General features: G+C 64.8%; 17 protein-coding genes. 6 read left to right on the top strand and 11 right to left on the bottom strand.

Features of this window, described 5'->3' with window-relative positions; genetic code table 11:
• Positions 1-6 precede the first annotated feature (6 nt).
• Both WD767_09155 and WD767_09160 read right to left on the bottom strand, forming a co-directional pair.
• Positions 7-873, bottom strand: coding sequence for an aldo/keto reductase (locus WD767_09155; GenBank protein MEX2616251.1), 867 nt, complete (start codon positions 871-873; stop codon positions 7-9).
• Between the two features lie 170 nt (positions 874-1,043).
• Positions 1,044-2,705, bottom strand: coding sequence for a hypothetical protein (locus WD767_09160; GenBank protein ID MEX2616252.1), 1,662 nt, complete (start codon positions 2,703-2,705; stop codon positions 1,044-1,046).
• 249 nt (positions 2,706-2,954) lie between these two features.
• On the opposite strand from WD767_09160, the gene WD767_09165 reads away from it, so the two are divergent.
• Entirely contained in the window at positions 2,955-3,797 is an 843-nt protein-coding gene (locus WD767_09165; GenBank protein MEX2616253.1) for an SDR family oxidoreductase, read from the top strand.
• 37 nt (positions 3,798-3,834) lie between these two features.
• On the opposite strand, the gene WD767_09170 is transcribed toward WD767_09165, so the two are convergent.
• Together WD767_09170 and WD767_09175 are read right to left on the bottom strand one after the other, a co-directional pair.
• Positions 3,835-4,683, bottom strand: coding sequence for a CmcJ/NvfI family oxidoreductase (locus WD767_09170; GenBank protein MEX2616254.1), 849 nt, complete (start codon positions 4,681-4,683; stop codon positions 3,835-3,837).
• A 128-nt stretch (positions 4,684-4,811) separates the two neighbouring features.
• Positions 4,812-5,717 carry a LysR substrate-binding domain-containing protein gene (locus tag WD767_09175; protein MEX2616255.1) on the bottom strand — a complete coding sequence of 302 codons (906 nt, stop codon included), beginning with the start codon at positions 5,715-5,717 and terminating at the stop codon, positions 4,812-4,814.
• 174 nt (positions 5,718-5,891) lie between these two features.
• On the opposite strand from WD767_09175, the gene WD767_09180 reads away from it, so the two are divergent.
• On the top strand, positions 5,892-6,725 hold the full coding sequence (locus WD767_09180) for a phytanoyl-CoA dioxygenase family protein (GenBank protein ID MEX2616256.1): 834 nt from the start codon (positions 5,892-5,894) through the stop codon (positions 6,723-6,725).
• Between the two features lie 129 nt (positions 6,726-6,854).
• On the opposite strand, the gene WD767_09185 is transcribed toward WD767_09180, so the two are convergent.
• Both WD767_09185 and WD767_09190 read right to left on the bottom strand, forming a co-directional pair.
• On the bottom strand, positions 6,855-7,142 hold the full coding sequence (locus WD767_09185) for a ferritin-like domain-containing protein (protein ID MEX2616257.1): 288 nt from the start codon (positions 7,140-7,142) through the stop codon (positions 6,855-6,857).
• A gap of 186 nt (positions 7,143-7,328) precedes the next feature.
• Positions 7,329-8,252, bottom strand: a complete 924-nt coding sequence (locus WD767_09190) for an SMP-30/gluconolactonase/LRE family protein (GenBank protein MEX2616258.1) — start codon at positions 8,250-8,252, stop codon at positions 7,329-7,331.
• Positions 8,253-8,290: 38 nt separating this feature from the next.
• Between WD767_09190 and WD767_09195 the strand changes: the two genes are divergently transcribed.
• Entirely contained in the window at positions 8,291-8,605 is a 315-nt protein-coding gene (locus WD767_09195; protein ID MEX2616259.1) for a cupin domain-containing protein, read from the top strand.
• Between the two features lie 42 nt (positions 8,606-8,647).
• On the opposite strand, the gene WD767_09200 is transcribed toward WD767_09195, so the two are convergent.
• The 3 genes from WD767_09200 to WD767_09210 all read right to left on the bottom strand — a co-directional run bounded on the left by WD767_09200 (position 8,648) and on the right by WD767_09210 (position 14,313).
• On the bottom strand, positions 8,648-11,341 hold the full coding sequence (locus tag WD767_09200) for a glycosyltransferase (protein MEX2616260.1): 2,694 nt from the start codon (positions 11,339-11,341) through the stop codon (positions 8,648-8,650).
• Positions 11,338-12,951, bottom strand: coding sequence for a sulfatase-like hydrolase/transferase (locus WD767_09205; protein ID MEX2616261.1), 1,614 nt, complete (start codon positions 12,949-12,951; stop codon positions 11,338-11,340). Before WD767_09205 ends, WD767_09200 begins: the two co-directional genes overlap by 4 nt.
• A 381-nt stretch (positions 12,952-13,332) precedes the next feature.
• The gene (locus tag WD767_09210; GenBank protein MEX2616262.1) at positions 13,333-14,313 is read right to left on the bottom strand and encodes a hydroxyacid dehydrogenase; all 981 of its coding nucleotides are present in this window, start codon (positions 14,311-14,313) and stop codon (positions 13,333-13,335) included.
• Positions 14,314-14,383: 70 nt separating this feature from the next.
• Here WD767_09210 and WD767_09215 point away from each other — a divergent pair, with 70 nt between their 5' ends.
• From WD767_09215 to WD767_09225, 3 genes are all read left to right on the top strand, one after another.
• The gene (locus WD767_09215) at positions 14,384-15,937 is read left to right on the top strand and encodes an AAA family ATPase (GenBank protein ID MEX2616263.1); all 1,554 of its coding nucleotides are present in this window, start codon (positions 14,384-14,386) and stop codon (positions 15,935-15,937) included.
• A gap of 155 nt (positions 15,938-16,092) precedes the next feature.
• Complete coding sequence (locus tag WD767_09220; GenBank protein ID MEX2616264.1) at positions 16,093-18,009, top strand: ABC-F family ATP-binding cassette domain-containing protein; 1,917 nt, start codon at positions 16,093-16,095, stop codon at positions 18,007-18,009.
• Entirely contained in the window at positions 18,006-18,812 is an 807-nt protein-coding gene (locus WD767_09225; protein MEX2616265.1) for an alpha/beta hydrolase, read from the top strand. Before WD767_09220 ends, WD767_09225 begins: the two co-directional genes overlap by 4 nt.
• Here WD767_09225 and WD767_09230 read toward each other — a convergent pair.
• Positions 18,809-20,416: a hydantoinase B/oxoprolinase family protein gene (locus WD767_09230; protein ID MEX2616266.1), complete on the bottom strand. Its 1,608-nt coding sequence runs from the start codon at positions 20,414-20,416 to the stop codon at positions 18,809-18,811. The genes WD767_09225 and WD767_09230 overlap by 4 nt on opposite strands.
• Complete coding sequence (locus WD767_09235; GenBank protein MEX2616267.1) at positions 20,413-22,497, bottom strand: hydantoinase/oxoprolinase family protein; 2,085 nt, start codon at positions 22,495-22,497, stop codon at positions 20,413-20,415. The genes WD767_09230 and WD767_09235 overlap by 4 nt, the downstream gene beginning before the upstream one ends.
• Between the last annotated feature and the right edge of the window lie 4 nt (positions 22,498-22,501).

Here is a 22,501-nt window from a genome sequence, read left to right on the forward strand (position 1 = left end):
GCCGCCTCACAGGGTTTCCATATGGCGCAGCATGCGCGCCCGCATGTCGGGACCGGGCAGGGCGCCGCGGCCCGCGCCCATGTTCTCGTACAGGTGATCGACCCGGCTGGTGGCGGGAATGGCGCAGGTCACGGCGGGATGGGAGATGATGAATTTCAGGAAGAACTGCGCCCAGTTGGCGCAATCGATTTCCGCCGCCCAGCCGGGCAGGGGACGGCCTTCGACACCGTTGAACAGTTCGCCGCCCCGGAACGGACGGTTGACGATGACGGCGATCCTGCGCTCCGCGGCCAGCGGCAGCAGTCGCTTCTCCGCTTCGCGATCCCGCACATTATAGGTGATCTGAATGAAATCGATGGGCTGTGTTTCCATGATTTCGGCCAGGTCGTCATGCCGCCGGCCATGCGACGTGGTCATGCCGATATAGCGTATCCGCCCCGCCGCCTTCCACGCGAGCAGGGTCTCCAGATGCGCCTCCCAGTCCAGCAGGTTGTGCACCTGCATCAGGTCGAATTGCGCCACGCCCCACAGGTCGAGGGATTTTTCCATCTGCCTTTCGCCGAGCCACCGGGTCGGCGTCCAGACCTTGGTGGCGGCGAACACGCGGTTGCGATCCGGGATGCGGGCCAGGCACCAGCCGATGACTTCTTCCGAAGAACCATACATGGGCGAGGAATCGATCATCCGCCCGCCTTCGTCGAAAAACGCCTGTACGACCTTCAGCCGGTCCGCCCGCAATTGCGGGTCATCGCCGACATTGAGTGTGATCCACGTCCCCAGGCCGATGACCGGGATCGTCTCGCCGGATTTCGGGATCGGTCGGGTATGCATCGGGGCTGCGGCGGTCGCCGGGGTGACGGCCGTCACGGCCATGCCCGTCGCCGCAATTCCCTGTATGAATATCCGGCGGTCCAAGCGCGATTCTCCATCAGTGGCTCAGGCGACGGATTTCGCGTCCCGCGCCCTTCGTTGGTATAGCCCGGGCGCCCCTCCTCGCCAACCTGCCTGACCCGTCCCGAAGCGACAGTGTCAACGGACTGGCGCTATTTCCACATGGCGCCTGGAACGCATGGCTTCCCGGACTGATATTCCACGGGGCCGATATCCGGGGCGCCGGCCTTGCGCGGGTTGCCGCAGATATCGGTCGCCGATTTCGGAATCTCCGCGCCTTTTCCGGTTATGGCGCGCAGGCCTTTTTCCGTGGGCGTCAGCTTCAGGCCGTCGACGTGGCGGAAAACGGCGTCCAGATCCGTCGCCTCGAAATCCTCGCCGGAGATCAGCAGATTGTGGTCGCCGCTGGCTTTTCCGCCGTCGCGCTCCTTCACCCGGGCGTCGAGGATATTGTTGAAGACCCGCACGCTGGATGTCGGGAAACGCGAGTCGATGCCGCGCGTGTTCAGGATCAGATTGTTGTGGATCAGCGTATCGGTGGCCCTGTTCAGATAGACGCCGACATCGACCGGGCAGTTGACGATGATATTGTTGCGGATGATCCCGCCCGTGTGTTCGGAATCGCAGTTCTGGTCGCGGCAGAATTTCTGGCCGGTGCCGCCGCCGCCGATAGACAGGCCCAGACGGACGCCGCCCTTGACCTCCGTCTGCATGTAACACGCCACGACATTGCCATCGAACACGCCGTCGCGGCTGTTCGCCTTGAAATAGGCGCCGTAACTGATTCCGTTGCCGCCGCGTTTCTCGTAATCGGCGATCAGGTTTCCTCGCACCATCCAGCCATTGCCGGAATTGATATTCAGCTTCGTGACGGGCGCGCTGGTCTGGCGGCCCTGGGTATCGTAGACGCTGTTGCCTTCCACCAGGCCGAAATCCGGATTGTCGTCATAAATCGCGTTGACCTTCAGCTGCGCGTTGAAATCCCGGATGTGATTGTTGCGCAACACGAGGGAGGTCGCGCTGCCCACCACATGGAAGGCATGGTGGCAATGGCTGTGGTCGGCGCAATTCCCCTCGATCTCCAGGTTCTCGAATATCCAGTAGGGCGCCTTGACAATAAAGCCTTCCGATGCCTCCAGTTTAAGAGTGACGGAGCCGGGGGTCTTGGCGCCGACGGCAATCGGCGCCTCCGCCCGTCCGGCCGTTTGCACGGTGATCCCGCGATAGATTTTCGCCGCGTATGTGCCCGGTTCCAGTTCGATATAGTCGCCCGGTTTCGCGTTCTTGACCGCCTGTAGCAGGCCCGGCACGTCGCGCACCGGAACCCGGCGCAGCGGGAAACCGTCGGCCCGGACGGCAACCCTGGCCCCGGCGGCGATATCGATATCCGAAAGCGGCCGCCCCTCGGCCGTATAGGCGGGCTGCCAGCGGGCGCGGTCCGGGCGTGCACCGGGGCCGCGCCAGTCGGCAATCGCCGGGAATTCAATTAACGAAAGTTCAGGTTTCTTCGGCGGCGGCGGTGGTGGATTAGGATCCTTTTCGACCAGCCCGCCGGCGGCCTTTGGCGGGGCCGCCGCCCTGGCGGCGTCGGCATCCGGCATGCTATGCGTAACGCACAACCGCGTTACGTCCGGTTGCGGGAATCCGGCATCCAGCAGGCGCAGGACTTCCGCCTTCGTGCAGATGCCGTAACGCCCCGGCTGGGACGGGGTCTCGGCGCGCAGGCCGACGGCACTCACGCCGACGGCGAATATCATCGCCAGAAATGTGCCGCCGCGTAATGCTGTTTTCCCGCTTCCTGCAACTCCATGCATCAATCAATGTACCTTCAGAACGGGTGATTTCTGTTTCAGGTTTCGTGGCAAGGCCAGCCGTTGGTGTAGTGCGGTGTCGCCACGTCATGAAGTTGGCGTTTCGCCGCGCAATGGCAACCACGGACGGCGACTTTTCTTTGCTCGCCCGGCATTCTGCAACTGCAAGGCGGTGACCGAACCGGACTGGCGAATGGCGGCTGTATTCCTATACTCCTCCGGCGACAGGCATTTCAGGGAGGCATGACAAAAATGACAAGCGGACAGGCGGAAACACGGGTCGCCATCATCACCGGCGGCGCCGGCGGGATCGGACAGGCGATGGCGCGGCGCATGGTACGGGACGGTCACCGGCTGGCGCTGATGGATATCGATGGCGACGCGGCGGCCCGCGCGGCGGAGGCGATCAACCAGGAAGCGGGCACCAACGGCGTGTTCGCCATCGGCGGCGACGTGGCGGAGCCGGGCGATTGCGAGATCGCGGTCGGCAGGGTGTCGGATGTGTTCGGCCAGGTCGATATCGTGGTCAATAATGCCGGCTTCGGCGCCAGCAGAATTCGCCCGGACGGCGAGAAAAATCTGCTGACCATCGAGGAGCTGACGCCGGAGGTCTGGCGCAAATTCATGTCGGTCAATACCGAAGGGCCGCTACAGATGATGCGCGCGGCCCTGCCGGGCATGAAAAAGCGCCGCTGGGGCCGGGTGATCAACGTGACCACCAGCTTCTTCACCATGCTGCGCAACATGCCTTATGGCGCCAGCAAGGCGGCGCTGGAAGCGGGATCGGCGGCCTGGGCGCAGGAACTGGACGGCACCGGTATCACCGTCAATGTGGTGGTGCCGGGCGGGCCGACCGATACCGCCTTCATCGCGAAGGAATCCGGCATGGATCCCGCCAGAATGCTGCGTCCGACCGTGATGGGGCCGCCTGTGGCCTGGCTGTGTTCCCGCGATGCGGACGGGGTGACCGGGCGGCGCTTTATCGGCGGGCGGTGGGATGCCTCCCTGCCCGATGCGGAAGCGGCCGCCATTGCCGGCTCGCCCATCGGCTGGCCGGAACTCGCGGCGGCCACGGTGATCTGGCCGGACGACTGACGCAAGTACCGGGCGGACGGTATTATCCGCGACGCTACTATTCGATGACGACGAGGGTGCGGACCTCGATGCTTTCGCGCGCCGGGGCGTTTTCGGTATCCGGCAGGGTGAAGGCGCCATGCGGGGTGAACCGGGCGCGGCCATCCGCGACGGAGTCCCAGCCCTTGATCAGCAGCACCTCGTCGCGTTCCATTTCCGAGGCGTAATACCAGCGTTGGGTCCAGGCATGGGCGACATTGTAGATTTCGCCGACCCGGTCCGGGAATATCTGGTCGGTCGCGATCAACTCGTCCGGCTTTACGCTGGAGGCATCGGCCAGCGCCAGCGGCGAGCGCTTCACCGGGCCCCTGATCGGCCGCCAGACATTGACCTGCAGGATGCGGGCGCCGGCATTGAACAGGCGTTCGGCTTCCGCGTCGCCCAGAATGTCGCGGGTCCGCTGCGGGCCGCTCTTGACCGTGTAATCCACATGCACCCGGTCGGCCGGGCCGCGCAGGCCGTCCCGGTTCGGCGCGCCGGCGCCGGCATCGGCGCGGCGGGTGACGTCGAAAATATGCACCGAAGTCGCGCCGAAGCGGCGGGTCAGCAGCGCCTTGAGTTCGTCGGCATAGGCGGTGTCCACCGCATTGTCGTCATACAGGTCGTCGACGGCGGTCGGGCTGGTCATCAGTTCGAAACCCTGCACGTCGAGCGACAGCGTATCGGCAATCGGACGCATGTCCTCCACGGTGACATTATGGTCTTCGGTGCCGAAAAACACCTCGGGCGCGCCGCCGGTCAGGGCGGAACTGTTGAAATACGGCTTGGTATTCTGCCGCGTGATGAAGGTCAGCGCCGACCGGACTTCGCGCCGGGCCGCGGGCTGTTCGCCTGCAAGCTGTGTCATATCGTATCTCCTGTTCGGGCCGGGCCATGCCGCGACCATCCGTTGAGGCGAAAGATGGGGGAAACCGTAGCAGGATTCCAGCGACTTCGTTTCACGATGACTTGAATACAATTCAAGTCATGAATGATTTATGCGGCAGCGACCGATTGCAGCCAGCGCTCCAGCCGCCGCACGGCGGCGGTCGGTGTCTTGCCGGCGGCGCGGCACAGGTAATACCCCGCACCCGTCGGGTCCGCCTTGCCGAACGGGGCGATCAGCGCCGCGCGGGTCAGCCAGTCATTGACCACGGGCCGCCGCCCCATGGCGACGCCATGGCCGCCCTCGGCGACCTGCAACGCCTGGGCCAGCGAATCCAGCGTGATCGCGCCTTTCAGGTCCGGCGGCGGCATGCCGCGGGCGCGGGCCCATTCCTCCCATTCATCGGGAAAGCTGCCATTGATGATCAGCCGCGCCCCCTGCAGCGGCAGATTGCCGCCCGGGGACGCATCGCCGCCCAGTTGCTCGAAGTAACCGGGCGCGCAGACCGGCAAGGCGGTTTCCTCCAGCAGGAAGCTGGCATCGATGCCCGGCCAGTGTCCCTTGCCCAGCCGGATGGCGATATCCGCCTGGTCGCGCCGCAGGTCGATGACCCGGGTCGTGGTGATCAACTGCAGGTCGGTATCGGCATTTTCCTTCTCGAAAGCGCCCAGCTTGGGAATCAGCCAGGCCGCCGCCAGCGAAGGCGGCAGGGTCAGCCGCACCGTATCGCGCCCGCCGGTCGGCAGCAGGGATTCCGTCGCCGCCTGGATCTGGCGGATGGCGGGATCGATCTGTTCGAAATACCGCCGCCCCGTATCGGTCAGCACGGCGCGCGGGCCGGACCGGTCCATCAGCGCCGTTTGCAGGAATGTTTCCAGCTTGCGCACCTGGTGGCTCACCGCCGATTCCGTGATGCCGAGGGTCGCGGCGGCATCGCGGTAGCGGTCATGCGTCGCCACCGCGTGAAAGGCGCGCAGGGCGGCGAAGGGCGGGGTCGGTTTCGGCGCAATTGACATGCAGGCAAAATGGCCGGTAACTGAACGGAATTCAAGTTGGGACCAATCGCCAGGGACAACTTCCGGCGCCGCGACGACAGGCCACGACATCTGGCGGCTTGTCGGCAACCGGTCAGGGCCGCTACAGTTCTCCGGTATTGCAGCGTTGCGCGAACCGGATCGGAGAACTTCGTCATGAACGTATCGACGCCCACGATTGCCGCGGATTACGCCCGCGACGGATTTGTTTTTCCGTTCGATATCCTGTCCGCACAGGAAGCCGCCGAACTGCGCGCCGATCTGGAACGGGCCGAAGATGAAGTGCGCGCGGACAAACAGAAGCTGCGCCTGCTGCGCGGCTATCCGGCGCGGCTGCTGCCGTCCTTCGCCCGGCTGGTCCGGCATCCGAAGATGATTGCCGCGGCCACCGCCGTGCTGGGTCCGGACCTGATCCTTTGGGGTTCGGGACTGTTCATCAAGGAGGCGAACACGCCGAGTTTCGTGAGCTGGCACCAGGACCTCACCTATTGGGGGCTCGACCGGGCGGATGAAGTGACGCTCTGGGTCGCATTGTCGCCGGCAACGGTGGCGAGCGGCTGCATGCGATTTATTCCCGGCAGCCATGGCCGCAGTATCGTTCCCCATGCGGACAGCTTCGCCGACAACAACCTGCTGACCCGCGGCCAGGAAATCGCCGTCGAGGTGGATGAATCCGACGCGGTCGATGTGGTGCTGCAGCCGGGCCAGGCCTCGCTGCATCACGGCCACCTGTTTCATGCCTCGGGTCCGAACGGCACCGGCGACCGCCGTATCGGCGCCGCCATCCGTTATATCGTGCCGTCCATGAAAGCCTCCGCGGGTCCGGAAACCGAGGTCTCGCTGATCAGCGGCGAGGACCGCTACGGCAATTTCCGGCTTATGCCGCCCCCCGCGACGCGGCTGGACCCGGCGGATTTCGCCGCCATCGCCGCGGATGCCGAACGCCGGGATTCGGTGCTGTATGCGGGTGCGAAGGCCGCCCGCCGCTGATGTGCCATAGTCTTGAGTCCAGGCCGCACGAGCAAGCGGCCAATGGGTCGTGGCGAGCGCATATGGCAATGAGAAGGGCGGCCCGGCATCTGTGAGGCCGCCCCGGTATGATTTGTGCCGACGGCCCTGTCAGCGATGCGCGATCACCTTGTCCGTGAAGAGGTAGTCCTTCAATTCCTTGTCGAAGCTGGGGTCCTTGCGGCGGATCCATTCCATGACCATGGCGGCGTGTTCCTTTTCCTCGTCGCGGTTATGCGCGAGGATGGCCTTCAGGTCCTCGTCCTTGCAGGCGTCGACCCGCTGGTTGTACCAGTCGACGGCCTCCAGTTCCTCCATCAGCGACGTGATTGCCCGATGCATGTCGCGGGTTTCGTCGGACAGTTCGTCGATCGGTTCGTGGTATCCCTCGTTGGCCATTCTTCGGTACTCCTCGTGCCAGCCATGGTAAAATTATTGAATCATTCTAATCGGAACGAAGCTGAAATGCACGGGGCCAGATCAGTTTATCCCGCTTTTTCAGCTTCTGACGGTGGCCAATCCGTTCCGCGCCTTAATCCGCTATCCATGCCCCGCGGCGCCGGCTGCCGCGGGGCATGGCGTGATTCATTTATTGAGGTAATGCAGCGGCAGCCCCGGTCGCGGCCACTCCATCGAGACCAGCTTGCCCGTCGTCGACAGGGTCATGTAGGCAGTGCGCAGATCCGGTCCGCCGAAGCATATATTGGTGCACATCCGGTCCGGCATGGGGATGTGTTCGATGTTCCTGCCGTCCGGCGAAATTACCGTGACGCCGCCGTTGACCAGCGTTGCGACGCAGATGTTCCCCGCGCTGTCCAGCGCCAGGCTGTCGAAGCGCTGGTAGCCGTCCACGCCGGCGATGCAGCGGCCGCCATTGACGCTGGGCCAGGGTTCCTTGCTGAGCTTGCCTTCGCCGATAATGTCCCATGCCCACAGCCGGCCGGTTTCGGTTTCCGCCACGTAGAGCGTCCTGTCATCGGCCGACAACCCGATGCCGTTCGGCGTCACCGCCGGATAGGCCGCCTCGACGATCATGCTGCCGTCGGCGCGGGCGTAGTATATGCCGCCCATATCCATGTCGCGCGGGCGGCGCTTGCCAAGGTCCGTGAACCAGAAACCGCCGTTGCCGTCGAAGACGATGTCGTTGGGGCCGCGCAGGTTGTGGCCGTTGCATTCGGTGTACAGCGTTTCGACCTCGCCGGTGTCCAGGTCGATCCGCTCGATCCGCCCGGTCGTGTAGTCCGGGGCCGTGCCGCCGGTGCGCAGCAACCCGTCCTCCTCGACCCAGGAGAAACCGCCATTGTTGCAGATGTAGCATTTGCCGTCCGGCCCGATGGCCGCGCCGTTTGGCCCGCCGCCCGGTTCCGCCACCGTCTTCCTGGTGCCGTCCGGCAGCACCCGCGTCACCCGTCCCGCGGCGATTTCGACCAGGATGACCGACCCGTCGGCCATGGCGACCGGGCCTTCCGGAAAGCGCAATCCGCTCGTGATTTCCCTGATTTCTGGCATGATGTATTATCTCCCCCTGAAGTTCTGTGGAGGGAAGGATGACAGGAGAGGCGGACGGCGTCGATAGGAGCCGGTTTTCCGCTCCGGTGGATCATGCCACGGTAGCGGAATCCTGGCGGGAACGGGGCTATTCCTGCCATGCCTTTACCGATCCGCCCGGGCAGGAATGGAACGATTTCATCCATTCGACGAATGAACTGCTGACGGTGCTGGAAGGACGGCTGGAGTTGACGCTGAATGGCGAGAAAGTCGAAGTCGCGCCGGGCGACGAGGTGTTCATCCCGCGCGATGTGCCGCATTCGGTGAAAAATGTGAATGGCGGCACCACCCGCTGGCTGTTCGGTTACGACTGACCGTAAACCAGCGCATGGCAAATCGCCGCGGCCCGCAGCTCCTCATCGCACGGCGCCAGCGCGCCGGCGTGATCGCCGGCGTCGATCCGTTGCGCCACGCGCCGCGGAAGCGTGCTCGGGTTCGGGGAGGACGGGCGCTGCGTCGTGCACCAGGTTTAGCAAACCGTCGGCCGACCTGTCGCGGGCCGCGCCGCCCGTGACCGCGTTGACGACCGTCAGCGCGAGCGCCGCCGCATAGGGCAGCGCCATGACCGCCAGGGCGGCAAGCCAGATCCCGTCCGCCGCCGCGAGCGGCGCCCGCATCACGGCGAACAGGATCGCGGCGCCGGTCAGCAGCGCGAGCATGAGGGTTTCCTCGCCCGCCATGGCGAGGGCCTGGACAAGCTGCGGGCCGCTCCGTTTTTTCGGCGTGCGCTGATAGGGCCGTCCGGATGTCGCCAGGCCCTGCAGCACGGCCTTTGCGACCGTATGGTTCAGCGCCAGACCGGCCAGCGCGGCGCCCCAGCGTTTCGGGGCCGAACAGGCGACGGCGCGCCGGTACAGGTGGAGGATCCGCCACTGGCGAAAGGCGAACGCGGCCAGCGCCGGGATCAGCACAATGACCGGCGGTGTATCCTGATTGGGCAGGACCGACAGCAGAACCGTCCAGACCAGGGCCGCAACGGTGAAGACGAGGCCGGCGGCATCGGTCAGCCAGGGCAGCCAGCCCGCGACATAATGGAAGCGCTGCGCCGCGGTCAGCTTCGTATCGTCGCCGGTCAGGAACCAGCGCCAGTGACGTTTCAGGATCTGCATCGCGCCATAGGCCCAGCGCAGCCGCTGCATCTTATAAGCGCGCATGGTATCCGGCATGACGCCGCGGCCGTAGCTTTGCGCCGTATAGGCGGATTTCCAGCCGAGGCTGGCCAGTTGCAGGCCGAGTTCCGCATCCTCGGTAATGCACCATTCGGCCCAGCCGCCGGCTTCGCGCAGCGCGGTGTGGCGGACCATGGTCATGGTGCCGTGCTGGATTATCGCGTCGGCTTCGTTCCGCCGGACCATGCCGATGCGGAAGAATCCCGAATATTCCCAGTAACAGCAGGCCTTGAACCCGTTCTCGCCCAGATCGCTGTAATCCTGCGGCGCCTGAACCAGTCCGATTTCCGGATCGGCAAAATGCGGCGTGAGATCCGCCAGCCAGTTGCTGGCGACGACATAGTCGCTGTCGATCACGGCAATGACATCGGCCCGTGGTGTGGTTTCGGCAAGCGCGAGGTTCAGCGCCCCGGCCTTGAAACCGGGCAGGGTATCGCGGTGGATGAACCGGAACCTGTCGCCCAGCATCCTGCAACAGGCCTCCACAGGTTTCCACATCGCCGGATCGGGGGTATTGTTGTCGACGACGATGACCTCGAAATCGGGGTAGTCGAGCGCGGCCAGGGCGGTCAGCGTGCGCCGGACCATTTCCGGCGGCTCCTTGCAGATGGCGACGTGGATCGACACCATGCGCGGCGTGTCTTCAGGCCGGGCCGGGCCGAAGCGGCGCCGCATGCCGCCGTTCCACAACAGGTCGCTGGCCTCCATGCCGTCGATGAAGACCCCCGCCAGCAGGAACAGCGCCGAAGCCAGCAATACGCCCCACAGCACCGTCTGCGCGATCGTGAGGTAGAGACCGGCCATGGTCATGACCAGCAGGACCAGCAGGGTTGCGGTTGTAAACGATGTGGCCGCGGTGAGCAGCGCGCCGCCTGTCCGCAAACCAGGCCGCCGGGCCATATAGGCGGCCGCCGGCATCAGGCCCAGCAGCGCCGCCAGTTGCGCCCATTCGAGCCAGTTGACGTGCTCCTGAACCGGACCGGTCCAGGAAAACTTGGGCTGCCGGTCGGCATCGAACAGGCCCCAGTAGCCGCCTGCCAGACCTTCCGGACCGATTTTCCAGGGCTGGTCGAACGCTTCAATGATGAAATAATCCAGGTTCCGGGCCGCCGCGGCATTGGCGAACCGGCGCAGGAACGTCGCCTGCGCGATGCGGCCGGCTTCGGCCTGCCGGATCGTCCGGCCCATGCTCGGCCAGCCGGTTTCGGTCAGGACGACGGGCTTGCCCGGATAGGCCGCTTCTATTTCCGCCAGCCGGGCAAAGGTATAACCGACGGCTTCTTCGGCGGCGATGCCTTCCCAGTACGGCAAAACCTGGACGCCGATGAAATCGACCGCCGCGGCGAGCGCCGGGTTCGCCAGCCAGATATCCCAGGTTTCCGCCGTGCTGACGGGTTTGCGGATACGGCTGCGGACCCGTTCGATTTCCGCGATCAGCGCGTCGGCTGACATGTCCTTGCGGAGCAGCGTTTCGTTGCCCACCAGGACGCGCCGGACGTTACTGTCGTTCCGCGCGATAGCGATGAGATTGTCGGTTTCACGCCGGTTCCGTTCCCGGTCGGGCCCGATCCAGGCGCCGGGCATGACGCCGATGCCCCTTTCGGCGGCCAGCGCCGGGATGTCGCGCAGCGTGCCGTCGACGCTGTATGTCCGCAGCGTCGCGGTCTGTCCGCGCAGGAGATCGAGGTCGCGGCCGATGGACTCCGGGGTCGGCATGTCGCCGTCCGTCGGGTCCTGCCCCGCGCCATAAGGGCTGTATGACAGGCCGGCCAGCGGCCCGCCGATCCATGCCGGCGCGGTGGCGGGCTGATTTGCAATTGACCAGAGGGCTACGGTCGTCGCGGTTGCGGCGACCAGAACCAGGAACGAAATGTACTTCAACGGTGCAAGGCTCCCGCCAGACGCGGGGATGAATCAAGCGCGTGCAGCAGCAGGTGGTTCAGCGCATCCATGCGCATCAGTACCGGCGACGCCGGGGTGAGACCGGGCTGGAACCCGGCGGTGGCAAAGCGCTCCAGGATGGCGCTGTTGCGCGAAAAAATATGGACCGGAACCGCCCATGATGCGGCGGCCCCGCTGACTACCGCAGGCGGCTGGTGATCGCCCAGAACGACGATCAGGGCGTCTTCGGGCGCCCGCTTTTCCAGGAATCCGCCAAGCATCTGGAGATTGTATCGGATGGACCGCAGGTAGGCCGGCGTCATGTCCTGCCAGTCCGGCGCCAGCGCCAGCGCGGCGTCCGCTTCCGCCGGGTCGAACGGCGTTTCCGTCGCGATCCGCCCCCAGTCCGCCTGGTATGGCGGGGTCGGACCGAACGGCAGGTGACTCATCACCGAGGCATAGGTCAGGAACAGCGGCTTCCGGTCGCTGCGGCTGATTTCGGCATGGTGGAAGGCTTCCAGGCTGGCCTGGTCGGGAATCGTCCACCAGCCGAAGGCCGGGCCGCGATAGGCGATGTTCCTTGACGTCATGATTGAATCGAAGCCCATCGCCGCGCCTTCCGGCCAGTTCAATCTGATCCCCGGGAACAGGGCCACGGTGCGGTATCCGGCCTTCCGGAACCGGTCGACCAGCGTTTCCGGAGGGGCGGCCAGAAACATCCGGTATTCCGGTTCGCGGGTGATCCAGTCGCCCGTCAGCAGCGTCGCATGGGCCAGCCAGGATCCGCCGCCGAATGTCGGGGAATCGACGAGCGCCGATACGGATTGCCAGCCGGATCTCGCGAGCACGGCGTTCAGGTTTTCGTAATCGCCCGCAAGCGCGGTTCGCATCTCCGGCCGGTCATGGACGATCGCGCCGTAGGATTCGAAAAAAAACGTATAGACATCGCCGCCTCCGGCATGCGCGAGGTCGGAAGCGGGCATGACGGCGGGCTGGCGCATGTCCGCCCGGCTCGCCCTGATCAGGAAATTGGCCTGCGCCGCGTAAACCGGTGTTACGGGCAAGGCATATGCCGTCGCCGTTCCCGTATGAACGCCGGCGGAATTGACCGAATACAGGACGATCGCCAGGACCGAGGCGATGCCGACGCCGCGCCGCAGTCCCGCAACCGGCATGGCGGCGAGGATTCCGCCGACCGCCAGGCGGATGGTCAGGTAAAGGATAATGACGCCTGCAACGATGCCAACAGCCAGGGCGATAACCTGCCAGGCGGGGGCGCTTTCCATGATCATGGCGACAACCGCGGGCAAATGCTGCGCATCCCAGTACAGGTCGATCGGCCGTCCGAAGAGCGCCGGCGCCGTAATGTCCGCATAGCGGCCGATAACGAGCAAGAGCAGGGCCGCGGAGACGGCCCAGCGCGCGGTCCTGCCCGGCAGGCCGCGAAACTCCGTCACGACTGCGAAGGCGCACAGGAGTATGACAATTTCGATGGATATTTCGGGTGTGCTGCGGACCCAGGGTGTCGGCCAGACATTTTGCAGGGTCAGCAATACATTCAAAAAAGCCGCCCCGGCGGCCAGGCCCACAAAAATACGCAATACTGTCATGCCAGTCGGTCTACCGGGTTATCCCTGCAGATCGTCGTGTCGGTTCAGCATTCTTAAGGTACCAGGATTATCTTGTTACATCGTTGTCGGCGCAGGTTGCGGCACCGTTTCGCGCGAACATGTAGCGAGATATCTTGATATTGTCCCTCCCTATTTTAAACCCCACTGCAATAATTTTTTAAAAAATGTCACTACCCTGGTTAATCTGGCGAAATTCCCTTCGCCGCTGCCGGGTTTCTTCGGCGAAATCGCGTTCTGCCGCTCAATTCCGAGTCCGCCGATGCGCCGGTGATGCTGCCGGACGGGCCGTTCGCCAGCGACGCCGCGTACCGGCAGCAGGGCGCCGATCCGCCGCGGCGGCGCGGTTATTGCTGCATGCGGCTATGCCGGATCCAGAACCGACGTATTGACGACCATGCCCCGGTCCAGCGAGCCGTCCAGCGCGTCGACGACATTCTGCGCGCAGGTGATGGCCATGCGATGCGCGGATTCGCGTGTGACGCCGGCGATATGCGGGCTGAAGATGACATTGTCCAGCCGGAACAGCGGGTTGTCCTTTCTCGGCGGTTCCGATTCAAGGACGTCGAGCCCGGCGCCACGGATGGTCCTGTTTGACAGCGCCGCATGCAGCGCCCCTTCGTCGACAATGCCGCCGCGCGCGCAATTGATCAGGATAGCGCTTTCCTTCATGGCCTCGAATTCGGCCGCGCCGAACATGTTGGCGCATTCCGGCGAAAACGGCAGATGCAGCGACACGTAGTCCATATCCGGCAGTGCTGCCCGGAAATCCGCGACGGGCTTGCAGCCTGCGGCAACAATGACTTCCGGCGAAACATAGGGGTCCGCGACGTGGACATCCATTTCCAGCGCCAGGCAGCGTTTTGCCAGCCGCGTGCCGATACGCCCGAAACCGACGATCAGCAGCTTCTTTTCCCAAAGTTCGATCGCATGGGTGTTCAACCGGTAATCCCAGTTCCCGGCGCGTACCGCCTGGTCATGCTCGCGGCCCATCTTGGCCAGTTCGAACATCATGAACATGGCGGCTTCGGCAACGGGGACGGCATTGGCCGTGCCGATGACCGCCAGCGGAATGCCGCGCGCATTCAGCGCAGGGACATCGATATTGTCGTAGCCGACGCCATAGCGGGACACGATCTTCAACCGGTCGGCGACGGCAATGACTTTTGGTGTGATGATCGCGGTGCGGACGGTTACGCCGTGCACGCCTTTCATCTTCGCAATCAGGTTTGCCTCGGATACGTCGGTCACGACCTCATAGGCGATATCGTCCCGCGCCTCGAATATATCGGTCGCCGCCGGGGGCATGGGACCCAGAACCAGTACCTTCCAAAGGTTATCCATGTTGCATTCCCTGACTATTCGCCCACATTAACGATAAGCCTAAAGTCCAGAACAGTGGGGAGCAATCCGCGTGCCGGATAATTCGACCGACGATATCCAGCGGGACGTGATTGCCTTTCTGTCGCGACCGGAGAGTTACGGGCGGGATGTTGAGAACGTCCAGCGAATCGATACACATATTTCGGTGGTGTTCCTGGCTGGCGACCGCGTCTACAAGATGAAGCGCGCCATCCGTTTCGAATATCTCGACTATGGAACCCTGGCGCGCCGCCGCGCCTTTTGCGAGGCCGAAATCGATACGAACCGCCGTACGGCCCCGTCGCTCTATCTCGGCGTCGTGGCGGTGACACGGGCGGAGGATGGCGCCTTTCAGTTGAACGGGAACGGCGAACCCGTCGAATGGCTGGTCGAAATGCGCCGATTCGACCAGGATTCCCTGTTCGACCGCATGGCCGAAGCCGGGGAACTGACGCCGGAACTGATGACCGGGCTGGCGGATTCCATATTCGGGTTTCACGATGAAGCGGCCCCGGCAAGCGACCGGGGCGGCGCCGCGGTCATGCGGCACATTATCGACGGAAATTTCCGGGAGATCCGCAAATCCACCCCGTCGCTGTTCGATCCGGACAAGGTTGCGCTGCTGGAGGAACGGTCCCGGACGGCGCTGGACAGTTTTTCCGGGTTGCTGGACGAACGCGGCAGGGCCGGGCGCATCCGGCGCTGTCACGGAGACCTGCATCTGCGCAATATCTGCCTTGTCGACGGGGCGCCGACCCTGTTCGACGCGATCGAATTCAATGACGACATCTCCGTCATCGACGTTCTGTACGATCTGGCGTTCCTGCTGATGGACCTTGAACATCGCGGGCACCGCGACCGCGCGAACGAGGTGTTCAACCGGTATATGGCGCTTGGCGACGATGTGGCGGGGCTGGCGGCCCTGCCGCTGTTCCTCGCCTGCCGGGCGGCGATCCGTGCGCATACGGCCGTCGCCGCCGCCCGGACCCAGCCGGACACGGCAAAGCAGCAGTCGCTTGAAGCCGAAGCCTGCGCCTATCTTGACCTGGCCTGTACGTTTCTGGAGCCACGCGCGGCGCAACTGGTTGCGATCGGCGGGCTGTCGGGTACGGGAAAATCCACCGTCGCGGGGAAAGTTGCCCCGTCCCTGGGCCGCGCGCCGGGAGCCCTCGTGCTCCGCAGCGATGTCATGCGCAAGCGGCTGTTCGGCGTCGCGCCGGAAACCAGGCTGGACCCGACGGCCTATACGCGGGCGATTTCCGAACGCGTGTATGACGATATCGCCGAACGGGCCGCGTTGGCGCTGGATGCGGGCCATTGCGTTGTTGCCGATGCGGTTTTCGCACGGGAAGCGGAACGGACGGCCATTGCGGCGGTCGGCCGGTCATGCGGTGTCCGGGTGACCGGTGTCTGGCTGGACGCGCCCGCGGCGGTGCTGGAAAGCCGGGTGGCGGCGCGTCGCAACGATGCTTCCGATGCCGGTCCCGCGGTCGTGCGCGATCAACTGGACTATGACCTTGGGGTCATGGACTGGCATCGCGTCGATGCCGGCAATGGCGCCGGCCAGACCGTCGCCGCCGTCACGGCGCTGCTGGCCCGCCGTTAGATCGGATCGTGATTTGGCGGCGGAACGGCAGGGTGTCAACCTTCCCTGCAACCGCTATTGTCGAAAAAAATCGCTGCTTTGTCTGGTGTAACGTGGCTCCCTGCGGTATTTCTCGCGCCCATAACATAAAATGACGAGCGCTTTTTCCGACTGCAATGCTTCATATCAATGACCTGACATACCGGATCGGCGGACGAACCCTGCTGGACCAGGCGACGGCTGTGGTGCCGCAGGGGCACAAGGTTGGCCTGATCGGGCATAACGGCTCCGGCAAGTCGACCCTGCTCAAGCTGATCATGGGCGAACTGGAACCCGATACGGGAACGATCAGCCTGCGCAACCGGGCGCGGATCGGCACCGTGTCGCAGAAAATGCCGGAGGGCGAGGGGTCGCCGCGCGATTTCGTGCTCGCGGCCGATGAAGAGCGCGCATCCCTGCTGGCGGAGGCGGAAACCGCGACCGATCCGCACCGGATCGGTGAAATTCATATCCGGCTGGCCGACATCGGCGCCGAGGCCGCGCCCGCGCGGGCCGCCGCCATTCTCGCCGGGCTGGGGTTCGACGAAGAGGCGCAGGCGGCGCCGCTGGATTCATTTTCCGGCGGCTGGCGGATGCGCGTGTCGCTGGCCGCGACGCTGTTTTCCGCGCCCGACCTGCTGCTGCTCGACGAACCCAGCAACCATCTCGACCTGGAAACGCGGCTCTGGCTGGAATCGCACCTGACATCCTATCCGGGCACGATCCTGCTGGTCAGCCATGACCGCAACCTGTTGAACACGATTGTCGATACGATCATCCATCTCGACGAAATGAAACTGAATGTCTATCGCGGCAATTACGACCGGTTCGAGCGGACCCGCAACGAGCGGCTGATCCTGCGCGCCGCCGAATTTTCCAAGCAACTGGAACAGCGCAAGCATATCCAGAGTTTCATCGACCGGTTCAAGGCGAAGGCCACCAAGGCGAAACAGGCGCAGTCCCGGATGAAGGCGCTGGAGCGCATGGAGGAACTGCGCCCGGTCCGGCCGGATCGCGAGGTCGCGTTCGACTTTCCAGATCCGGCGCAACTGCCGCCGCCACTGATCGCGATGGATGGCGCCAGTGTCGGCTACGTCGAAGGCAAGCCGATCCTGCGCAAGCTGGACCTGATACTCGGGCCGGAAGACCGGATCGCCCTGCTGGGTGAAAACGGCAACGGCAAGACAACGCTGCTGCGCCTGCTGATGGGACAGTTGAACGTCATGGGCGGCGCCGTGCGCAAGCCCGGCAAGCTGCGCGTCGGGTATTTCGAGCAGGAACAGGCGGATGCCTTCGACCTGGAGCGCACCCCGGCGCAGGAACTGTCCAGCCGCATGCCCGATGCGACGGTAACCAGGGTCCGGGCGCATCTTGGCGGTTTCGGGCTGGGCCAGGAAAAGGCGGATGTGAAGATCGGATCGCTGTCCGGCGGCGAGAAGGCGAAACTGCTGTTCGCCTGCATCACGCGGGACGCGCCGCATGTGCTGTTGCTCGATGAACCGACCAACCATCTGGATATCGATTCCCGCGATGCCCTGATCAGCGCGATCAACGCCTATCAGGGCGCGGTAATCCTGGTGACGCATGACCTGCATCTGGTGGAGCTTTGCGCGGAGACCCTGTGGGTCGTTCGGAACGGGGGTTGCAGGGTGTTCGACGGGGATATCGACGAGTACCGCAAGGGCGTGCTGGAATCGCGCCGCGCCGACAAACGGCGCAACAAGGCGGAAAAATCCGCGGGCGACGACCGTGGCGCGCGGCGCGACGCCCGGCGGGCGGGGGCTTCGGCGCGGGCCGCGCGGTCGTCCCAGCGCAAGGCGGTGCAGGCGGCGGAGCAGCAGATGGAAAAACTGGCTCGGGAAAAGGCGCTGCTGGAGAAAAAGCTGGCGGACCCGGCCCTGTATCGCGGGCCGGCGGTCGAAATTGCGCTGCTGAACCGGCAGCTTGGCGATCTGCAGAAAAAGATTTCACAGGCCGAGGCCGAATGGCTGGAAGCCGAGGAAGCGCTCAACGGGGCGGATGACGACGAACAGGAACGAGGGGTGGCGCGATGACCCTGCTGACAGCGGAAACCGAACGTCCGGAAGTCGCCTTCAAACGCAAGGGCAGCGGACCCAACTACGTGCTGCTGCATGGCGGGATGGGATCGTGGAATCACTGGGCGCGCAATATCGATGCGCTGGCCGAACATTACACCGTCTACGCGATCGACCAGCCCGGCTATGGCGACTCGCCCGATGTCGACAAGGAAATGTCCGGCGATGAGTACCGGAGCCTCGTCTGCCGCGCCATCGATACGATGCTGGGGGACGACGCGTCATTCCACCTGACGGGGTTTTCCTTCGGCTCGGTGCTCAGTTCCTGCATTGCCGCACGGTTCGGCGCGCGGGTAAAGGCGCTGTCGCTGATCGGATCCAGCGGCTACGGCAGGCCCGAAGGGCGCGATATCGGCACGCGCAGCTACAAATCCGCCGGCGAGGACGAGGCGGTGTTCCGCGAAATCGTGCGCAACAACCTGCTCGCCTTCATGCTGACCAATCCGGACAGCATCGACGAGACAGCCATCGATTATCATGGCGCCAATGTCCGCCGCACCCGGTTCGACAGCCGCAAGGTCAGCTGGGGCGACACCCAGCGGATCGACCTGCCGCGCATCGCCTGCCCGTTGCAGATTATCTGGGGCACCAACGATATCACGGCGCACCCGTCGCTGGATGAACGCATTGCGCTGGTGCGGTCCTTCAAACCCGATTTCCGGCTGGATCTCATCGAGGGCGGCTCGCACTGGACGATGTATGACAGCGCCGACGCGGTAAACCGGCTGCTGCTCGATTTCCACAAAAAGGTTGAAGGTTAGACCTTTTCCTCGTCCCGGTCCCTTTTCAAGAATTCCGGGTCGCGCGCCGTCGCGGGGCCGTAGCCGCCCCCGCCGGGGGTGCGCAGCATGATCAGGTCGCCGGTCTGTACGATATGCTGGCGCTTGGGATCGACCGGTTCGCCATTGATCAGGACTTCGCCTTTCGCGCCATCCGACCCGCCGACGATACCGGGGGCGGCGATCCGGGTGCGCTCGGCCAGGAAGGCAACGGCGCTGGGTTTCTTCGTCAGGTTTTCGAACAGCACTTCCTGACCCAGCCCGCCGCGATACTGCCCTTCGCCGCCGGAACCCGGCCGCAGTTTCCGGTGCCGTATGCGCAGCGGCGCAAGCTGCTCCATGACCTCCACCGGCGTGGTCGAGATATTGCTCGGCCAGCTCAGGCAGCTCTGCCCGTCGGTCTGCGCCGTGCCGCCCATGCCGCCATTGAAGAAGAACAGCCTGGCAAAGGGCCTGCCGGCATCGGTCACCCCGGACTGGTTGATGCACCACAGGGGCGACCCCGCGCCGGCCATGATCTTTTCCGGAATGACCTGCGCCAGTGCGCCGAATACCAGCGACGGCACGAAATGCCCGATCAGCGCCCGTGAACCGCCGGAGGCCGGGTATTGCGGATTGAGGATGCAGCCTTCGGGCGCCACGGCGTGAATCGGGCGGATCGAGCCCTCGTTATTGGGCAGGTCCGGCGCCGCCGCGCATTTCACCGCATAGGCGGTCATGGCGTAGGTATAGCACATGGCGCAGTTGATGGCCTTGTCGACCTGCTCGGCGGAGCCGGCGTAATCGGCGAAGACCTCGTCATCGCGGATGGTCAGCGTGACCTTGAGGTCCAGCGGTTCGGTCAGCCCGTCGGTGCGGATCGTATTCGTGTAGACGCCGTCCGGCAGCGCGCGTATGGCGGCGCGCATGGCGCGCTCCGAGCGGCTCTGGATTTCCACGGCCAGATCCTCGAGCGTCGAGAGCCCGTATTCATGCATGAACGCTCCGGTGCGTTCCGCCATCAGGTCCAGCGCGGTAACCTGCGCCCACAGGTCGCCCACGACCTCGTCCGGCACGCGTACATTCTTGCGCAGCAGGCGGAAGAATGTTTCGTCCGGCTCGCCGGCGCGGATCAGCTTCATGATCGGGATCTGGAAGCCTTCCTCGAACACCTCGCGCGGTTCCGGGGAACGGATCTTGCCGCCGATATCGGGCGCGTGCGCCGTGCTGCCGGCGAAGCCGACCAGCCTGCCGTCATGGAACAGCGGACGGCCGACGCTGATATCGGGCAGGTGGCCGGTGCCCATCCAGATGTCGTTGGTGATCAGCACATCGCCCGGCTGCAGGGTGTCCGCCGGATATTCGTCCAGGAAATGCCGGATCGTGCGCGGCAGGGTGCCGATGAAGGACGGGATGCTGTCGGTCGCCTGCACCAGCGAACCGCCGGCCACATCGGTAATGACGCAGGAAAAATCATGGCTGTCGCGCACCACGGTCGAAAACGAGGTCCGCACCAGGGCCGCCGCCGCCTCGTCGACGATGGACACCAGACGTGTCCACAGCACCTCCAGCGTGGCGGAATCGAAGGACTGTTTCAGGTCTGTCATGACGGCAGCTCCACAATCAGGTTGCCCGCGTCGTCCACCCGGGCTTGGCCGCCCGGGCCGACGATCAGGGTCGATTCCGCTTCCTCGACCACGGCGGGGCCGGTGAAACTATCGCCGGGGCGCAGCCGGGCGCGGTCGTAGACGGCGGTATCCACGAAATCGTCGTTTTCCGGAAAGCGGACCGGCCGGCTGCCGGTTTGCGCGCCGCCGGTTTCGCCGGCCGCACCGGTAGCGAATTCCGCGCCCTCGCCCGGTACGTCGGCGCGCAGCGACACGCGGATATTGATGATCTCGGCCACCACATCCGGCGGTGTGCGGGAAAAGGTGCGGCGATAGGATGTTTCGAACGCATCCAGCATCATCGCGGCACTTTCCGCCGTATAGGGGCCCGGGGGTAGGGTGACCACCACCTCGAACCCCTGCCCGACATAGCGCATATCGGCGAGCCGGGTGATGCGGGCCGCCGCCGGGTCGAACCCGGTTTCCGCGATGACGGTCGAGGCGTCGGTTTCCAGTGCCCGGTAGGCCGCTTCCAGTTCGGGCCAGTCGATGGAATCCAGCCGTTTCGCAACGGTGGCCACCCGGTCGATCCGCGCCGGCGCGATCAGCAGCCCCAGCGCGGAGGCGACACCGGCGGCGGGCGGACAGACGATCCGCCGCACGCCCAGCTTGCGGGCGACGTACCAGGCATGCACCGGCCCCGCGCCGCCGGTCGCCAGCAGCGTATAGAGGCGCGGGTCCTTGCCGCGTTCGGCGATATGGACGCGCGCGGCGCTGGCCATGTTCTCGTTCACGACCTCATAGATGCCGCGCGCGGTGTCGATGACCGAGAGGCCGGACCGCTCGGCGAGCGGCTGCATGGCGCGGGCGGCGGCCTCCGCGTCGATGTTCATGCTGCCCCCGGCGAACGAACCGGCGTTCAGATAGCCCAGCAGCAGGTCCGCATCGGTCACGGTCGGGTTCGTGCCGCCGCGTCCGTAGCAGACCGGCCCCGGCACGGAGCCGGCGCTTTCCGGCCCGACCTTGAGCAGTTCCATCGCGTCGATCCGGGCGATGGACCCGCCGCCGGCGCCGATCTCGATCAGTTCTATGGCGGAAATGGTCAGCGGCAACCCGCTGCCTTCGGCGAAGCGCTTCTCGCGCGCCGCCTCGAAACGATAGGCGACATGCGGTTCACCGTTATCGACCAGCGCCAGCTTCGCGGTGGTGCCGCCCATGTCGAACGCCAGGATATTGGCGATACCGGCCTGGGCGCCGAAATGGGCCGCGACCAGCGCGCCTGCCGCCGGGCCGGATTCCAGCAATTGCACGGGCGTACGCTTGGCTTCCGCGATATGGGTCAGCCCGCCGTTGGACAGCATCATGAAATAGGGCGCGCCGATGCCGAGTTCCCTGGTATGCGCCACCAGCCGGTCGACATAGGTATGCGCCAGCGGTTTCACATAGGCGTTGGTGACCGTCGTCGAGGTCCGGTCGAATTCACGGATTTCCGGCGCAACATCATGGCTGGCGGTGACGATCAGGTCGGGAAAGGCGCGTTCGATGGCGTCCAGCGCCGCGTCTTCATGGGCCGGATTGGCGTAGGAATGCAGGAAGACGATGGCGACGGCTTCGGCGCCCCTGTCGATCAGCGCCTGCACCTTGGCCAGCAGGTCGTTTTCGTCCAGCGGGGTGATGACCGCGCCGTCGGGGCCGATACGTTCGGTCACTTCCAGGCGCAGGTCGCGCGGGGCCAGCGGCTTCGGCATCGCGATGAACAGATCATAGAGTTCGTATTTGCGTTCGCGCCCGATTTCCAGCACGTCGCGGAATCCGTCGGTGGTGATCAGCCCGGTCCGCGCGCCCTTGCGTTCGATCAGCGCATTGGTGAACAGGGTCGTCGCATGGACGATCCGGTACAGGGATTCGGGTGCGATACCGCCGTCCAGCAGCTTCTTCAGCCCGGTAAGAACGCCCCGCGACGGATCGTCCGGGGTGGTCAGTTCCTTCCCCTTGGCGATCCGCCCGGTGCTGCGATCGTAGACGACGAGATCGGTGAATGTGCCGCCGATATCGATGCCTAGTGCGTGTGTGTCGGTCATGTGG

Source organism: Alphaproteobacteria bacterium, from assembly GCA_040905865.1.
In the GTDB taxonomy this organism is placed as follows: domain Bacteria; phylum Pseudomonadota; class Alphaproteobacteria; order UBA8366.

Coding starts and splice junctions, on each gene's coding strand:
- WD767_09155 (MEX2616251.1), bottom strand. CDS start 873: ATGGCCGTGACGGCCGTCACCCCGGCGACCGCCGCAGCCCCGATGCAT.
- WD767_09160 (MEX2616252.1), bottom strand. CDS start 2,705: ATGCATGGAGTTGCAGGAAGCGGGAAAACAGCATTACGCGGCGGCACA.
- WD767_09165 (MEX2616253.1), top strand. CDS start 2,955: ATGACAAGCGGACAGGCGGAAACACGGGTCGCCATCATCACCGGCGGC.
- WD767_09170 (MEX2616254.1), bottom strand. CDS start 4,683: ATGACACAGCTTGCAGGCGAACAGCCCGCGGCCCGGCGCGAAGTCCGG.
- WD767_09175 (MEX2616255.1), bottom strand. CDS start 5,717: ATGTCAATTGCGCCGAAACCGACCCCGCCCTTCGCCGCCCTGCGCGCC.
- WD767_09180 (MEX2616256.1), top strand. CDS start 5,892: ATGAACGTATCGACGCCCACGATTGCCGCGGATTACGCCCGCGACGGA.
- WD767_09185 (MEX2616257.1), bottom strand. CDS start 7,142: ATGGCCAACGAGGGATACCACGAACCGATCGACGAACTGTCCGACGAA.
- WD767_09190 (MEX2616258.1), bottom strand. CDS start 8,252: ATGCCAGAAATCAGGGAAATCACGAGCGGATTGCGCTTTCCGGAAGGC.
- WD767_09195 (MEX2616259.1), top strand. CDS start 8,291: ATGACAGGAGAGGCGGACGGCGTCGATAGGAGCCGGTTTTCCGCTCCG.
- WD767_09205 (MEX2616261.1), bottom strand. CDS start 12,951: ATGACAGTATTGCGTATTTTTGTGGGCCTGGCCGCCGGGGCGGCTTTT.
- WD767_09210 (MEX2616262.1), bottom strand. CDS start 14,313: ATGGATAACCTTTGGAAGGTACTGGTTCTGGGTCCCATGCCCCCGGCG.
- WD767_09220 (MEX2616264.1), top strand. CDS start 16,093: ATGCTTCATATCAATGACCTGACATACCGGATCGGCGGACGAACCCTG.
- WD767_09225 (MEX2616265.1), top strand. CDS start 18,006: ATGACCCTGCTGACAGCGGAAACCGAACGTCCGGAAGTCGCCTTCAAA.
- WD767_09230 (MEX2616266.1), bottom strand. CDS start 20,416: ATGACAGACCTGAAACAGTCCTTCGATTCCGCCACGCTGGAGGTGCTG.
- WD767_09235 (MEX2616267.1), bottom strand. CDS start 22,497: ATGACCGACACACACGCACTAGGCATCGATATCGGCGGCACATTCACC.